We start from the raw sequence: 14,351 nt of genomic DNA on the forward strand, positions 1-14,351 counted from the left end.
TGAATGATTCAATCGAGCGGCTCACGGCGCACGAAGCAGGGCTCACGAAGAGCAGCTTACCTCGAGGTGCGTAGCCCAGTCCGGCGGCAGCGCGGCGTAGGCCTCGCGCCCCGGCTGCTCGTCGAACGGTTGTTCCAGCACGGCGAGCAAGTCGCGCACGCCGGTATAGTCGCCGTTCTGCGCCTGTTCGATGGCTTGCTGGGCCAGATAGTTTCGCAGAACGTACTTGGGATTGACGCGGTTCATGGCCTCGCGCCGGCTTGCATCCTGGCTGTTTTCCTGGCGCAGGCGTTCGCGGTAGCGCAGCGCCCATTCGTCGAAGGCGGGGCGGTCGATGAACAGGTCGCGCAGGGGCGCGTCGCTCTGGGCAAGGTCACCGTCGGGCGCGATGCGCAGGTCTCCCAGGCGCCGGAACAGCTGCGTGAAGTCGACGTGGCTCGCCTGCATGATGGTGAACAGGCTGTCGAAGAGAAGCCGGTCGCCTTCCTGATGCGTTGCCAGGCCCAGCTTGGCATGCAGGCGCTCGTCCAGGGCACGCTCGAATTCCGGCATGTAGACGTCGAGCGCGTCCTGGGCAGCGTCGACGCTGTCGATCAGCGGCAGCAGGGCATTGCCCAGCGCATAGCAGTTCCAGTGGCCCACCGGCACCTGGTTGGCATACGAATAGCGCCCGCCCTGGTCGGTGTGGTTGCAGATGTGGTTGACATCGAAAGCTTCCATGAAGCCGAAGGGGCCATAGTCGAGCGTCAGGCCGAGGATGGACATATTGTCGGTGTTCATCACGCCATGCATGAAGCCGACCGACTGCCAGCCGGCGATCATGCGCGCCGTGCGGCGGGTGACTTCCTTCAACAGCGCGGCATAGGGATTGGCATCAAGACGCAGCGCCGGATAGAAGGTCGCGATGACGTAGTCGGCCAGCTGGCGCAATTGCTCAGGCTGGTCGCGGTAGTGCCAGTGCTCGAAGGAGCCGAAGCGCACAAAACTGGGCGCCATGCGCGTGACCACGGCAGCCGATTCGACCGACTCGCGCATCACGCGCTGGTTCGATCCCGTCACCACCAGCGCACGCGTCGTCGGGATGCCGAGCGCGGCCATCGCTTCGGAACAGAGGAATTCGCGGATCGAGGAACGCAGCACGGCGCGGCCATCTCCCATGCGCGAATACGGGGTCTTGCCGGCGCCTTTCAGCTGCAGTTCCATGCGCCCCTCGGGGCCGTCGAGGTCGCCGATCAGGATGGCGCGGCCGTCGCCGAGCTGGCCAGCCCAGACGCCGAACTGGTGGCCCGAATACACGGCCGACAGCGGCAGCGATCCGCTCGGCACCCGGTTGCCGGTAAAGGCGGCCACGTAATCCTCGCGCTCGAGCAGCTGCGGATCGATGCCCACGAGCGCGGCCGCGCGGCTGCTGGCGGCCACGAAATAGGGCGCGGACAGCGGCGTCGGCATCAGGCGCGTGTAGAACGCGGGCGGCAGCTCGGCAAACGCGTTGCCGAATGGGAGTTCGTCGGGCGTAATGGCAGCTCCAGTCAGGGTAGATATGGCTTGGACAGCGATTCTACCGTACCGGGCCAATTCTATCGGCGCACGCCTGCAGCGCAACCGCGCTTGCACCCGGTAAGCGAAGGCCTGGGCGATCATGCTGCACTGCGACATCGAAACATGTTGACGCGCTGCATTACGGCGTTTCACACTCGTTGCGACAGTTGACAATTCGATTACAGGAGACCTCCATGACGCCGTATCCGCAGAGCCCCGTGATGGGCCAGATGATGGACCAGCCCCTGCTCATTTCCAGCATCATCAGCTTCGCCGCGCGCCACTACGGCAACGGCGAGATCGTGTCGCGCCGCGTCGAAGGCGACATGCACCGCTACACCTACCGCGACTGCGAAGCGCGTGCGCGCCGCATGGCGAATTGCCTGCAAGGCCTGGGCGTGGCCATGGGCGACCGCGTCGCCACGCTGGCCTGGAACGGCTACCGCCACATGGAGCTGTATTACGCCGTCTCGGGTTCGGGCGCCGTGCTCCACACGATCAACCCACGCCTGCACCCGGAGCAGATCGCCTACATCGTCAACCATGCCGAGGACCAGTACCTGTTCTTCGACCTGACTTTCCTGCCGCTGATCGAAGCGGTGGCGCCGCACTGCAGGAGCGTGAAGAGTTTCGTCCTGATGAGCGACCGTGCCCACATGCCGGCGGAAACAAAAATCCCGAGCCTGCTGTGCTACGAAGACCTGGTCGCCTCGAGCAGCGACGATTACGCCTGGCCGCAGTTCGACGAGAACTCGGCCGCCTCGCTCTGCTACACCTCGGGCACGACCGGCAACCCGAAGGGTGCGCTGTATTCGCACCGCTCGACCATCCTGCATGCCTATGCCTCCTCGATGCCGGGTGCGCTGAACGTGTCCTCGCGCGACGTCGTCGTGCCGGTGGTGCCGATGTTCCATGTGAATGCCTGGGGCCTGCCGTATTCGGTGCCGCTGTCCGGCGCCAAGATGGTGTTCCCGGGCGCGGCCCTGGACGGCAAGTCGCTCTACGAGCTGTTCGAGGAGGAAAAAGTGACCTTCTCGGCCGGTGTGCCGACGGTCTGGCTGGGCCTGATCAACCACGCGCTGCAGAACAATCTGCGGTTCTCGACCTTCCGCCGCACGGTGATTGGCGGCTCGGCCTGCCCGCCGGCCATGATGGATACGCTGATCGACAAGCTCGACGTGCACGTCATCCACGGCTGGGGCATGACGGAAATGTCGCCGCTCGGCACCACTGGTGGCCTGCAATCCAAGCACCTGGCCATGTCGAAGGAAGCGCAGCGCAAGATCCTGCAGAAGCAGGGCCACGCCATTTTCGGTGTCGACATGAAGATCGTGGACGACGACGGCAAGGAGCTTCCCTGGGACGGCCAGACCTATGGACACCTGTATGTAAAAGGGCCGTGGATCGTCTCGGGCTACTTCCGCGGCGAGGGCGGCGATGTGCTGCAGGACGGCTGGTTCCCGACAGGCGACGTCGCCACCATCGACGCCGACGGCTACATGCAGATCACCGACCGCAGCAAGGACGTCATCAAATCCGGCGGCGAGTGGATCGGCAGCATCGACATCGAGAATATCGCGATGGCGCACCCGGCCGTGCTGCAGGCGGCCTGCATTGGCGTGGCGCACCCGAAATGGGACGAGCGGCCGATGCTGGTGGTGGTGCGCCGTCCGGGCCAGGAAGTCACGCGCGAGGAGCTGCTCGCCTTCTTCGAAGGGAAGATCGCGAAATGGTGGCTGCCGGACGACGTCGTGTTCACCGAGGCGCTGCCGATGGGCGCGACCGGCAAGATCCAGAAGAACCGGCTGCGCGAGCAGTATCGCGAGCACAGGCTGCCGACGGCGTGACCGCGGGCTGATAGCGCGACCTGGCGCCGCCGGCTGTGGCGGCCAGGCGTGGGGCGTCAATGCCGAACGGACTCGAGCGGCAACAGGTGGCGGAAGGTCGGCTCGATCCCGCGTGCATGCAAGTGGCGCACGATATCTTCCAGGGTGGCGTCGCGCAGCAGCAGGCTGTCGTTCGGGCTTGCCCCAGGAGCGGCCTGCGTCGGGAAGGACGCGGCCTTCGGCTCCGGCGCGCTCGTCGCCGCGATGGCCGGCCCTGGGGCGCGCAGCGCACCCTCGAACTGCGCGGGGCGATGCATTCGAGGCCCTCCGGGAAAGCGGCCTGCGCGCTTGGGGGCGGCGCCATCTCCAGTCCCGTGTCGTCGATGAAGGAAGCGCCCATGCCGGGATGGATAAAGGCGGCCCAGCGCCCGTTCGCCGTGTTCAGGCAGGGCGGCAGTTCGACCGGCGCGGCGGCGGCGCCGGGCGCGACGACGAGATCCGGAAGCACGCTGTCGCGCAGTCCTTCGAGGAAGGCCTGCGCAGCCTCGAGCGTGACCGGTGCGGCCAGCGATAGCCACAGGCGAAATCCTCCGTTGGCGGAAATGCTGACCGCCGGCGCGGGAAATCGTACCGCGCTTGCAGCAGGTTGGCCGCTTCGCACAAACGGCGCCAGTGCGCACCGGCGTCGCCGGCGCGGTCGTCGGCCCTGTTGCGCGCGAACGGCAGGACGATGGCACGCGTGCGGCCGGCCTCGTGCAGGGCCAGGGGCTCGCCATGGGCTCCGGCAATGCGTGGACCGAGCAGCGCGGCCGACAGGCCGGCCGGGAAGTACAAGCGCATCAGTTCGTGAATCAGTTTTTCCATCATGGTCCTCGTTGGCACTTCGCAGCCGTTCCGCCGGCCAGGCAGGAGCGCGCCGTCGTGTGACGGGCGGCGCCTGCACGCTAACCCGGTATTCTGGCACAGCGCCTGCCTATCGTGTGGGGTACCCGGTCAGCCGCCGCCTCGGGTGAAGGAAATAAGACGATCGTACTTTTTTCGGTTATAGTTGAAAGAGCCAACCCAACTACTACAAGGAAGAGACATGAGCGCAGACTACGTCGTGCATGGCAGCGTTGCCGTCGTCACCCTGAACAATCCGCCGGTCAACGGCCTGGGTCTCGTGACCCGTACGGCGGCGGTCGAGGCCCTGCGCCGCGCCGAGAGCGACGAGGCCGTGAAAGCCATCGTCATCACGGGCGCCGGCAAGGTGTTTTCGGGCGGCGCGGACATCCGCGAATTCAATTCGCCCAAGGCACTGACCGAGCCGACCCTGCACACCCTGATCGCCACCGCCGAGAATTGCAGCAAACCGGTGGTGGCCGCCATCCACGGCGTCTGCATGGGCGGCGGCCTGGAAACTCGCTCGGCTGCCACTACCGCGTCGCGCTGCCGGGCGCGCAGATCGGCCTGCCGGAAGTCAAAATTGGGCTGGTGCCGGGCGCCGGCGGTACCCAGCGCCTGCCGCGCGTGGTCGGGCTGGAGCAGGGCCTGAACATGATCGTCTCGGGCAACCCGGTGCTGTCCGAGCAGCTGGCGCAGACTGCGCTGTTCGACAAGGTGTTCGACGCCGGCGCCGACCTGGTGGCATCGAGCGTCTCCTTCGCCGAAGGCATCGCCGACGCCCGTCCGCTCCCCAAAGTGCGCGAGCGCAAAATCGACTACCCGAACCACGAGGCCTTCCTGCAATTCTCGCGCAACACCGTGAAAGCCGCTGCCGGCGCTTTCCCGGCGCCGCTGGCCTGCGTCGAATGCGTGGCCGCCGCCGTCACCGAGAAGTTCGAGGATGGCCTGAAGTTCGAACGCGAGCGCTTCCTGGCGCTGGCCCAGACGACCGAATCGAAAGCCCTGCGCCACGCCTTCTTTGCCGAGCGCGCCGCCAGCAAGGTACCGGACGTGCCGGCCGACACGCCGACGCGCAGCATCGCTTCGGCGGCAGTGATCGGCGCCGGCACCATGGGCGGCGGCATCGCGATGAACTTCGCCAACGCCGGCATTCCTGTCACCATCCTGGAAACGAAGCAGGAAGCGCTCGACAAGGGCCTGGCGACGATCCAGAAGAACTACGAAAACACGGTCAAGAAGGGCAAGCTGAGCCCCGAAAAGGCCGGCCAGCGTATCGGACTGATCAAAGGCACGCTGTCCTATGAGGAGATCGCGCAGGCGGACATCGTCATCGAGGCCGTGTTCGAGGACATCAGCGTGAAGGAAACCGTGTTCCGCCAGCTGGACGCGGTGATGAAGCCGGGCGCGATCCTGGCCTCGAACACCTCGACGCTGGACCTGGACAAGATCGCCGCCTTCACGCAGCGCCCGCAGGACGTCATCGGCCTGCACTTCTTCAGCCCGGCGAACGTGATGAAGCTGCTCGAGATCGTGCGCGGCAAGGAAACCGGCAAGGACGTGCTGGCCACCGCGCTGGCGCTGTCGAAAAAGATCAAGAAGACCGGCGTGGTCTCGGGCGTGTGCGACGGCTTCATCGGCAACCGCATGCTGGAACAATACCTGCGCCAGGCCTTCTTCCTGCTGGAAGAGGGCGTGCTGCCCGAGCAGGTCGACAAGGCGATCGAAAGCTTCGGCTTTGCGATGGGCCCGTTCCGCATGAGCGACCTGGCCGGCAACGACATCGGCTGGTACATCCGCAAGCGCCGCTATGTCGAGTCGCCGGAGATCGAATACTCGAAAGTGCCGGACCTGCTGTGCGAACAGGGCCGCTTCGGCCAGAAGACGGGCGCCGGCTGGTACGACTACAAGCCGGGCGACCGCACCGCCTACCCGGCACCGAGCGTGCACGAACTGATCGCGCAGAACCTGGCCGCTACCGGTGTGGAGCGCCGTACCGTGCCGGAACAGGAGATCGTCGAGCGCCTGGTGTACGCGCTGGTGAACGAGGGCGCGCGCATCCTGGAAGAGGGCATCGCCCTGCGCGCGTCCGACATCGACATGGTCTACCTGACCGGCTACGGCTTCCCGCTGCACCGCGGCGGCCCGATGCTGTATGCGGACACGGTGGGACTGGCGAACGTGCTCGAGCGCATCCGCGGCTTCGCGCGCGGCCGCCATGGCGACGCCTGGCAAGCGGCGCCGCTGCTGGAGCGCCTGGCGGGCGAGGGCAAGGGTTTCAACGGCTGAAGTAGCGGCCGGGGGGATGGTGCGGGGCCTCGCTCGCCGCACGGGAAGGCCTGTCGGTGGTGCCGGGCTCCGCCCGCCAGGTCGCCCGCTGTCCGTCGCCCCGCCAGGATAGCCTTGCAAGACGACACGACGCCGCTGGTTTCAGCGGCGTTTTTTTTCGTGGCTCAGGCTGAAGGAAGGGGTTTCAAGGCTGTCCGCCGGGGCGTGTGGAATAAATAAACATTTTGGTTTACTTATTGTCGAGCCGCTTTTAGGATGCTGGTAGTGCTTCCTTCGGACTCGCCATGAAACACGCCTTGCTGATCGCCAGTGCCTGCCTGCTCGCCTTGTTGTCGACCGTCGGTGCTTCGCTGCCGTATCCGATTCTCGCGCCCCTGTTCGGTGCCGGGGGCGCGAACGGCTTGACGGGCTTTCTCGGCCTGCCGCCGGAACTGCTGCTGGGCCTGGCCCTGATGGTCAATCCGCTGGGACTGCTGCTCGGCAGCGCCGTGCTGGGGCCGGTGTCGGACCGCCTCGGGCGCCGCCGGGTGCTGCTGGCAACGGCCATTGGCGGCGCAATCGGCCACGCCCTGACCGCGGCGGCGCTGGCACTCGAGTCCCTATCCGCTGTTCCCGGCGGCGCGCTTCGTCACGGGTTTGCTCGAAGGGAACGGCGCGATCATGCGGGCGATGCTCGCCGAGCGCATCGAGGGGCCCTTGCGCAACCATGCGCTGTCCTGGCTGAACGGCGCCTTCAACCCGGGCTGGCTGGTCGGGCCACTGCTGGCGGGCCTGACGGTGGATGCCGGCATCACGCTGCCGTTCTACATCGCCGCCGGTGCGCTGGTGCTGGGTGCGGCGCTGGCGGCCCGGGCACTCGAACGCGAGCCCGTGCGGGGCGGGGGCGGCAGCTGGTGGGCGCATGCACGCGAACGCCACGCGCTCACGCTCTTGCGCCAGGCCCCGCTGCGCATGCTGTTCGGCGTGCATTTCGCGTATGCCTGCGGGGTTGCCGCCTTCTACGAATTCTTCCCGCTGTGGCTGGTGGACGTGGGCCGCTACGGCACCCGCGACATCGCTTTCGTGAACATGGGCATGTGCGCACTGATGACCTGCGCCGCGCTGTTTGCCGGCCGGGCCAGCCGCCACGAGCCGCGCCGTAGAGCCGCCGCCCAGGCCGCGCTGGCGGCGCTGGCGATCCTGGCGGTCGGTTTCGGCAGCCCGGGAATCGGCCTGGTCGCGATCGTGCTGTTCGGCCTGCCGCATGCCTACTACAACGCCACCATCCGGGGCTGGGCAGCCGACCAGTTTGCCGCCTACGGGCAGGGGGCGCAGTCATGGGCTTGCTCTCGACCACCTTTTGCCTGGCCAATATCGTGATGGCGCTCGCGGGCGGGGCGCTCTCGGTGATCGACACGCGCATCGTGCTGGTCGTCGGCGGCTTGCTGGCAATCACGGCGGCGCTGGCGCTGCGGCGCTGGAGCGGCCAGGCGGTCACGGCGCCCGCCAATGCGGCATCCGCCGCCGCTGAGGAGAGACGATGAATACCCATGACCGGTGCTGATGTTGCTCAAGACCCGCGGGCCGCAGACGGCGCAGGTCCTGGCCAGCCTGCTGGGCCTGACCGCGATGGGCGTACGGCGCCAGCTGGAAGCGGCCGTCGACGCGGGCCTGGTGAGCTACCAGGACAGTCCGGGCAAGGTCGGGCGGCCGGTGCGGCGCTGGCTGCTGACGGAAGCCGGCAATGCGCGCTTCCCCGACCGGCACGCGGAGCTCACGCTGGACCTGATTGCCGGCGTGCGCACGCTGTTCGGCGAATCGGGCCTGGAAAAACTGATTGCCGCGCGCGAGGAAAGCAGCGAGCGCGCCTACCGCGAACGCATCGGCCCCCATGCGACGCTCGACGACAAGGTGGCGGCCCTGGCCGCGGCACGCTCGCTGGAAGGCTATATGGCCGAGACCGAGCCGCGCATCGACGGCAGTGTGCTCCTGCTCGAGAACCATTGTCCGATTTGCACGGCGGCGCGGGCCTGCCAGCAATTCTGCCGCTCGGAGCTGGAAGTATTCCGCCGCGTTCTCGGCACCGGCGTGAGCGTCGTGCGCATCGAGCACCAGCTCGAGGGGCGCGCGCCGCTGCGCCTACCTGGTCAGCGAGCCGCCTGCCTCGCTCCCCTAGGCCAGGCGCAGGCGCCTTGGCTCGCCGCCGGCGGCCATGCCGGATCAGTCACCATGTCAGAGCGACCCCAGATCACTGCGCCGTCGATGCCCGGAGCCCTGCTGCCGGCCCATCTGCCGGCTCGGCTGGACGCGCGCTTTGCCTCCCAGTTCGGCGCCCAGTACGCCGGGCCGTTCGCGGCGGAGGGCGCCGGCACCGATGGCGGGCTGGCACTCTACCGGGCGATTGCCGAACAGTTGCCGCATGGCGCGCTGTTCGCGGTCGACCGCGACCTGCGCTACCTGCTCGCGCGCGGCGCCAGCCTGCGCGAAGCTGGCCACGAGCCGGCCGACTTCGAGGGGCCGGCTGCTGCACGAAGCGCTGCCGCCGGAGCTGGTCGCGCACTACGAACCTGACTACCGCAGCCTCCTCGCGGGCATGCCCCTGGAGCGCGAGCATGGCGTCAACGGCCGCGCATTCGCCTCGCAGGGCATCCCGATCGCCGCCAGCGACGGCACGGTGCATGCGGCGCTCGTGGTGTCCCTACGATGTTACCGAGCGCCGCCTCGTCGAGAACGCCTGGCCCTCCTCGATGCATTCGCCGACGCCCCGGGCGTGGCACACGAGGCGGTGGACGTGGAACGCGCCGCCACGGCCATGCTGGAGGAATACCTCGGCGCGGTCTGCTGCCGCATCGCCCACGACCCGTCCCGGCCTTTCGTGATCGGCAAGGCCACGCTGACCCTCGACGATGTCGGTGCGGACAGCCTGACCCGCCTGGCCCAGGCCATCGGCAACATCCCGGCAAATGCGGTCAAGTACACGCCGCCGGCGGGCACCATCCGCGTGCGCGTGGCGCGCGAAGATGGCCACGCGCTGGTGCACGTCGACGACGACGGCCCCGGGATGTCGGCCGGGACGCTGGCGCAGCTGTTCGCGCTGTTCGTGCGCGGCAGCGAGCGTGCCGCGGATGCGCCGGGCCGGCTCGGCGTGGGCATGTGGATCACGCGCCAGCTCGTCGAGGCGCATGGCGGCTCCGTGCGCGCGGCCATGGGCGGCCCCGGACCGGGAAGCGCGTTCACCATCGTCTTGCCGCTGGCGCCCGGCGCCCGGCGCCTGGGCCGTGCCGGGACGGCGCCTGGACGGCGCCTGGTGAGGTCCGTCCGCGCCGCTGCCCTGTTCAACAGCGACCCGCTTTGCTTCCAGCGTCCGGTACGCATGGCCTGCAAAAGAACATGCCGCCCTCTCGGGCGGCATCGTCATGCGGACGGAGAACGCCGCGCAGCAGCGCCTCCGGGGTGGGGCAGGCCGTCTCAGTCGGCGGCGTAGATGTTGTTGTCTTTCGTTTCGCGGACGAACAGTCCACCGATGACCACCGTAATCAGCGCGATGATGATCGGGTACCACAGGCCATAGTAGATGTTGCCGTTTGCCGCCACCAGCGCGAAGGAAATCGTCGGCAGCAGGCCGCCGAACCAGCCGTTACCGATGTGGTAGGGCAGGGACATCGAGCTGTAGCGGATGCGGGTCGGGAACATCTCGACCAGCATCGCGGCGACCGGACCATAGACCATGGTCACATACAGCACCAGGATGAACAGCAGCAGTACCACCATTGGCTTGTTGATGCGCGCCGGGTCGGCTTTTTCCGGGTAGCCGGCCGTCTTCAGGGCGCCGACGACTTCCTTGTTGAGGGCAGTCTGGCGTGCCTTGTCGGCGGCGACGAAGTCCAGGCCGTCAGGCGTCATGGTCGCGTTGAACGAGCTGATCACCTTGTCGCCCACCTTCACCTGGGCTACCGATCCGGCCGGGGCGTCCACGGTGGTGTAGTTCACCGAGGCGGTGGTCAGCATGCGGGTGGCGATGTCGCAGGACGAGGGAAACTTCTTGGTGCCGGTCGGGTCGACCTGGAAATTGCAGGTGGCCGGGTCGGCGACGACGACGACAGGCGAGTTGTTGATGGCGGCCTCGAGCGCCGGGTTGCCGTAGTGGGTGATCGCCTTGAAGATCGGGAAGTAGGTCGCGGCGGCGATCACGCAGCCGCCGAGGATGATCCACTTGCGGCCGATTCTGTCGGACAGCGAGCCGAAGATCAGGAAGAAGGGCGTGGCCAAGGCCAGCGCGATGGCGATCAGGATGTTGGCGGTAGGGCCGTCGATCTTCAGGATCTTCTCGAGGAAGAACAGGGCATAGAACTGGCCCGTGTACCAGACCACGGCCTGGCCCATCGTCAGGCCGAACAGGGCCAGGATGACGATTTTCGCGTTCTTCCAGTTGAGGAAGGCTTCCGACAGCGGCGCCTTCGAGGTCTTGCCCTCGGCTTTCATCTTGGCGAACGCGGGCGACTCGGCCATCGACATCCGGATCCAGACGGAGACGCCCAGCAGGATCACCGACAGCAGGAAGGGAATGCGCCAGCCCCAGGCCGTGAAGGCTTCTTCGCCGACGGCGGTGCGGGTGCCCAGGATGACGAGCAGCGACAGGAACAGGCCCATGGTGGCGGTGGTCTGGATCCAGGCGGTGAAGGCGCCGCGCTTGCCCTCGGGAGCGTGCTCGGCCACATAGGTGGCTGCGCCGCCGTATTCGCCGCCCAGCGCCAGGCCCTGGAGGATGCGCAGGGTGACGAGGATGATCGGCGCCGCGATGCCGATCGAGGCATGGCCCGGCAGCAGGCCGACGATGAAGGTCGAGCCGCCCATGATGAGGATGGTGACCAGGAAGGTGTACTTGCGGCCGATCATGTCGCCGAGGCGGCCGAACACGAGCGCGCCGAAGGGGCGCACGATGAAGCCGGCGGCAAAGGTGAGCAGGGCGAAGATGAAGGAGGTCGTGGGGTCGCCGAGGAAGAACTGCTTGCCGATGATGGCGGCGAGCGAACCGTAGAGGTAGAAGTCGTACCATTCGAAAACGGTGCCGAGGGAAGAGGCGAAGATGACCTTGCGTTCCTCTTTCGTCATTCCCGAGGAGGCAGGCGCCGCCTTGCCCCCCGCGGCCATGCCGGGTGTGATAGCCATGTGTGTGTCTCCGTATAGTCTAGTTTATGTCGTCGGATAGCCGCTCCACGCCCATGCAGGGCGAGTAGTTGGCTCGGACGCAGTGTGGACCGTTAAACTTACGTCATGCTTGCTCCAAACTTACCCGAAACTTACTGACCCTTGCCACGACGGGTTGCGCGCGCACGCCGTCTTTCACGCTACAGGTTTCGACAGCGTCCTCCACCGGAAAATCCCGGACGCATATGAGCGGGCGCAAGCGCCAGGTTTTGCGAACGACCGTTCTTATCTTGTGCTATTCTCGATCGATACCAATGAAAAAGGGGGAGACACCATGCAGGATGCCGTCATCGTATCCACCGCCCGTACGGGCCTGGCCAAGTCGTGGAAGGGTGCCTTCAACATGACCCATGGCGCCACGCTCGGCGGTCATGTGCTCGCGGCCGCCATTAGCCGTGCCGGCATCGAGCCGGGCGAGGTCGAGGATGTCGTCATCGGCTGCGCCAATCCGGAAGGCGCCACCGGTGCGAACATCGCGCGCCAGATCGCGCTGCGCGCCGGCTGCCCCGTCACCGTCCCTGGCATGACCGTCAACCGTTTCTGTTCGTCGGGGCTGCAGACCATTGCGACCGCGGCCCAGCGCGTGCTGGCCGGCGAAGGCGAGATTTTCGCCGCCGGCGGCGTCGAGTCGATCTCCTGCGTGCAGCAGGAAATGAACACCCACATGCTGCGCGACCCCTGGCTGCGCGCGCACAAGCCGGAAATCTACTGGTCGATGCTGCAGACGGCCGAAATGGTGGCCAAGCGCTACGGCATCGGCCGCGATCGCCAGGATGCCTACGGCGCCGCGAGCCAGCAGCGCGCGTTTGCTGCCCGCGAAGCCGGCCGCTTCGACGCCGAGATCGTGCCGATGACGACCGTCATGGGCGTGGCCGACAAGGCGTCGGGGCGCCTGCTGACGCGCGAAGTGACGATTGCCGCCGACGAGGGCATCCGCGCCGATACGACCCTGGAGGGCGTGGCGAAGATCCGCAGCGCGCTGCCGGGCGGCGTGATCACGGCCGGTAACGCCAGCCAGTTCTCGGACGGCGCCTCGGTGGCGGTCGTGATGAGCGCGCGCATGGCGCAGGCGAAGAACCTGGCCCCGCTGGGCGTGTTCCGCGGCTTTGCCGTGGCCGGCTGCGAGCCCGACGAGATGGGCATCGGCCCGGTATTTGCGGTGCCGAAACTGCTGCGGAAGGCCGGCCTCACGGTCGACGACATCGGCCTGTGGGAACTGAACGAAGCCTTTGCCGTGCAGGTGCTGTACTGCGCCGACCGGCTCGGCATCCCGATGGAACGCCTGAACGTGAACGGCGGCGCGATTGCCGTCGGCCATCCGTATGGCGTGTCCGGCGCGCGCCTGGTGGGCCACGCGCTCATCGAGGGCAAGCGCCGCGGCGTCAGGTATGTCGTGGTGACGATGTGCATCGGCGGCGGCCAGGGCGCGGCCGGGCTGTTCGAAGTGCTGTGATTCGCAAACGCACTCACAGCCATCCCTGTCATTCGAGAACCATATGATCAAGCACATCGTGATGTGGAAGTTGAAGGAACACGCCGAGGGCGCCGACCGCCTGAGCAATGCCCGCGAGATGAAGCGCCGCCTCGACGAGTGTGCCGACATCGTCCCCGGCATCCGCACTTTCGAGGTCACCCTGGCCCAGCCCGGCCTGGAGGCGACCTGCGACCTCATCCTGTATTCGGAGTTCGACAGCCGCGAAGCGCTCGCCGCCTACGCCAGCCACCCGACGCACAAGGCACTGGTGCCCTTCATCGGCGCCATCCGCGAAGGGCGCCAGTGCATGGACTACGAAGTCTGAACCCACGCCAACCACCCATCAATAACAACGGAGACAGCATGCGTACGACCCAGGAACTCTTTTCATTGCAGGGCAAGACCGCACTCGTGACGGGCGGCTCGCGCGGCCTCGGGCTGCAGATGGCCGAGGCGCTCGGCGAACAGGGCGCGCGCCTCGTCATTTCCTCGCGCAAGCAGGAAGAACTCGACGCGGCGGTCGCCCACCTGGCGGCGCGGGGCATCGAGGCCAGCAGCATCGCCGTCGACCTGTCGATCGAGGCGAACGTGCAGCCTTTCGTCGAGGAAGCGCTGCGCCGCCTCGGGCAGATCGACATCCTGGTCAACAATGCCGGCGCCAGCTGGGGCGCCCCGGCCGAGGACCATCCGCTGGAAGCCTGGGACAAGGTCATGAACCTGAACGTGCGCAGCATTTTCCTGGTGTCGCAGGCCGTCGGCAAGCTGTCGATGATTCCGCGCCGCTATGGGCGCATCGTCAACATTTCCTCGATCGCGGGCCTGGCCGGCAACCCGCCCGGCACCATGAGCACCATCGCCTACAACACTTCGAAGGGTGCGCTGGTCAATTTCACGCGCGCACTGGCTGGCGAATGGGGCCGCCACGGCATCACCGTCAATTCCATCGCGCCGGGCTTCTTTCCGTCTAAAATGACCAAGGGCGTGCTGGCGACGATCGGCGCCGAGAACCTGGCCAAGGATGCGCCGCTCGCGCGCCTGGGCGACGACGAGGACCTGAAGGGTGCCGTCGTGCTGTTCGCCTCGGACGCCGGCAAGCACATCACTGGCCAGATCCTGGCCGTCGACGGCGGCGTGTCCGCGGTCTGAAGGGGAGA

Annotated in this window: 12 protein-coding genes and 1 pseudogene; 9 read left to right on the forward strand and 4 right to left on the reverse strand. The window is 67.1% G+C overall.

The features are described from left to right. Positions 1-42: 42 nt before the first annotated feature. Positions 43-1,449, reverse strand: a complete 1,407-nt coding sequence (locus G4G31_RS15675; protein WP_374011246.1) for a YdiU family protein — start codon at positions 1,447-1,449, stop codon at positions 43-45. A gap of 284 nt (positions 1,450-1,733) precedes the next feature. Between G4G31_RS15675 and G4G31_RS15680 the strand changes: the two genes are divergently transcribed. Continuing rightward, complete coding sequence (locus G4G31_RS15680; RefSeq protein WP_182988444.1) at positions 1,734-3,386, forward strand: 3-(methylthio)propionyl-CoA ligase; 1,653 nt, start codon at positions 1,734-1,736, stop codon at positions 3,384-3,386. A gap of 56 nt (positions 3,387-3,442) precedes the next feature. Here G4G31_RS15680 and G4G31_RS26390 read toward each other — a convergent pair whose 3' ends face one another. Both G4G31_RS26390 and G4G31_RS26395 read right to left on the reverse strand, forming a co-directional pair. Then, positions 3,443-3,682 carry a hypothetical protein gene (locus G4G31_RS26390; protein WP_229425031.1) on the reverse strand — a complete coding sequence of 80 codons (240 nt, stop codon included), beginning with the start codon at positions 3,680-3,682 and terminating at the stop codon, positions 3,443-3,445. A gap of 124 nt (positions 3,683-3,806) precedes the next feature. Next, on the reverse strand, positions 3,807-4,229 hold the full coding sequence (locus tag G4G31_RS26395; RefSeq protein ID WP_229425032.1) for a hypothetical protein: 423 nt from the start codon (positions 4,227-4,229) through the stop codon (positions 3,807-3,809). 220 nt (positions 4,230-4,449) lie between these two features. Here G4G31_RS26395 and G4G31_RS15690 point away from each other — a divergent pair. From G4G31_RS15690 to G4G31_RS15705, 5 genes and pseudogenes are all read left to right on the forward strand, one after another. Then, positions 4,450-6,536 (forward strand): annotated as a pseudogene (locus G4G31_RS15690) (3-hydroxyacyl-CoA dehydrogenase NAD-binding domain-containing protein). 636 nt (positions 6,537-7,172) lie between these two features. Next, entirely contained in the window at positions 7,173-7,895 is a 723-nt protein-coding gene (locus G4G31_RS28520; RefSeq protein ID WP_308621563.1) for an MFS transporter, read from the forward strand. Next, a complete protein-coding gene (locus G4G31_RS28525) occupies positions 7,853-8,059 on the forward strand; it encodes a hypothetical protein (RefSeq protein ID WP_308621565.1) in 207 nt (68 codons plus the stop codon). Before G4G31_RS28520 ends, G4G31_RS28525 begins: the two co-directional genes overlap by 43 nt. Before the next feature lie 19 nt (positions 8,060-8,078). Further along, positions 8,079-9,086 (forward strand): metalloregulator ArsR/SmtB family transcription factor, encoded by a 1,008-nt coding sequence (locus G4G31_RS15700; RefSeq protein ID WP_210283912.1) that lies wholly within the window; start codon positions 8,079-8,081, stop codon positions 9,084-9,086. A 22-nt stretch (positions 9,087-9,108) separates the two neighbouring features. After that, entirely contained in the window at positions 9,109-9,999 is an 891-nt protein-coding gene (locus G4G31_RS15705) for a sensor histidine kinase KdpD (protein ID WP_182988446.1), read from the forward strand. On the opposite strand, the gene G4G31_RS15710 is transcribed toward G4G31_RS15705, so the two are convergent. After that, positions 9,984-11,684 (reverse strand): MFS transporter, encoded by a 1,701-nt coding sequence (locus tag G4G31_RS15710; protein ID WP_229425033.1) that lies wholly within the window; start codon positions 11,682-11,684, stop codon positions 9,984-9,986. The two genes, G4G31_RS15705 and G4G31_RS15710, sit on opposite strands and share 16 nt — an antisense overlap. Positions 11,685-11,997: 313 nt before the next feature. Here G4G31_RS15710 and G4G31_RS15715 point away from each other — a divergent pair, with 313 nt between their 5' ends. From G4G31_RS15715 to G4G31_RS15725, 3 genes are read left to right on the forward strand one after another with little or no spacing between them, the layout of a single operon-like run. Further along, a complete protein-coding gene (locus tag G4G31_RS15715; protein WP_182988447.1) occupies positions 11,998-13,176 on the forward strand; it encodes an acetyl-CoA C-acyltransferase in 1,179 nt (392 codons plus the stop codon). A 43-nt stretch (positions 13,177-13,219) separates the two neighbouring features. After that, positions 13,220-13,522 (forward strand): Dabb family protein, encoded by a 303-nt coding sequence (locus tag G4G31_RS15720; RefSeq protein ID WP_182988448.1) that lies wholly within the window; start codon positions 13,220-13,222, stop codon positions 13,520-13,522. A 38-nt stretch (positions 13,523-13,560) separates the two neighbouring features. Next, positions 13,561-14,343 (forward strand): SDR family oxidoreductase, encoded by a 783-nt coding sequence (locus G4G31_RS15725; RefSeq protein WP_182988449.1) that lies wholly within the window; start codon positions 13,561-13,563, stop codon positions 14,341-14,343. The last annotated feature ends 8 nt before the right edge of the window (positions 14,344-14,351 follow it).

The organism is Massilia sp. Se16.2.3 (genome assembly GCF_014171595.1).
Classification (GTDB): Bacteria; Pseudomonadota; Gammaproteobacteria; order Burkholderiales; family Burkholderiaceae_D; genus Telluria.

What these genes read in the sequence shown, in the direction of transcription:
- G4G31_RS15675 (WP_374011246.1), bottom strand. Translation starts at nt 1,449, where the DNA reads ATGCCGACGCCGCTGTCCGCGCCCTATTTCGTGGCCGCCAGCAGCCGC.
- G4G31_RS15680 (WP_182988444.1), top strand. Translation starts at nt 1,734, where the DNA reads ATGACGCCGTATCCGCAGAGCCCCGTGATGGGCCAGATGATGGACCAG.
- G4G31_RS26390 (WP_229425031.1), bottom strand. Translation starts at nt 3,682, where the DNA reads ATGCATCGCCCCGCGCAGTTCGAGGGTGCGCTGCGCGCCCCAGGGCCG.
- G4G31_RS26395 (WP_229425032.1), bottom strand. Translation starts at nt 4,229, where the DNA reads ATGGAAAAACTGATTCACGAACTGATGCGCTTGTACTTCCCGGCCGGC.
- G4G31_RS28525 (WP_308621565.1), top strand. Translation starts at nt 7,853, where the DNA reads ATGGGCTTGCTCTCGACCACCTTTTGCCTGGCCAATATCGTGATGGCG.
- G4G31_RS15700 (WP_210283912.1), top strand. Translation starts at nt 8,079, where the DNA reads ATGTTGCTCAAGACCCGCGGGCCGCAGACGGCGCAGGTCCTGGCCAGC.
- G4G31_RS15705 (WP_182988446.1), top strand. Translation starts at nt 9,109, where the DNA reads ATGCCCCTGGAGCGCGAGCATGGCGTCAACGGCCGCGCATTCGCCTCG.
- G4G31_RS15710 (WP_229425033.1), bottom strand. Translation starts at nt 11,684, where the DNA reads ATGGCTATCACACCCGGCATGGCCGCGGGGGGCAAGGCGGCGCCTGCC.
- G4G31_RS15715 (WP_182988447.1), top strand. Translation starts at nt 11,998, where the DNA reads ATGCAGGATGCCGTCATCGTATCCACCGCCCGTACGGGCCTGGCCAAG.
- G4G31_RS15720 (WP_182988448.1), top strand. Translation starts at nt 13,220, where the DNA reads ATGATCAAGCACATCGTGATGTGGAAGTTGAAGGAACACGCCGAGGGC.
- G4G31_RS15725 (WP_182988449.1), top strand. Translation starts at nt 13,561, where the DNA reads ATGCGTACGACCCAGGAACTCTTTTCATTGCAGGGCAAGACCGCACTC.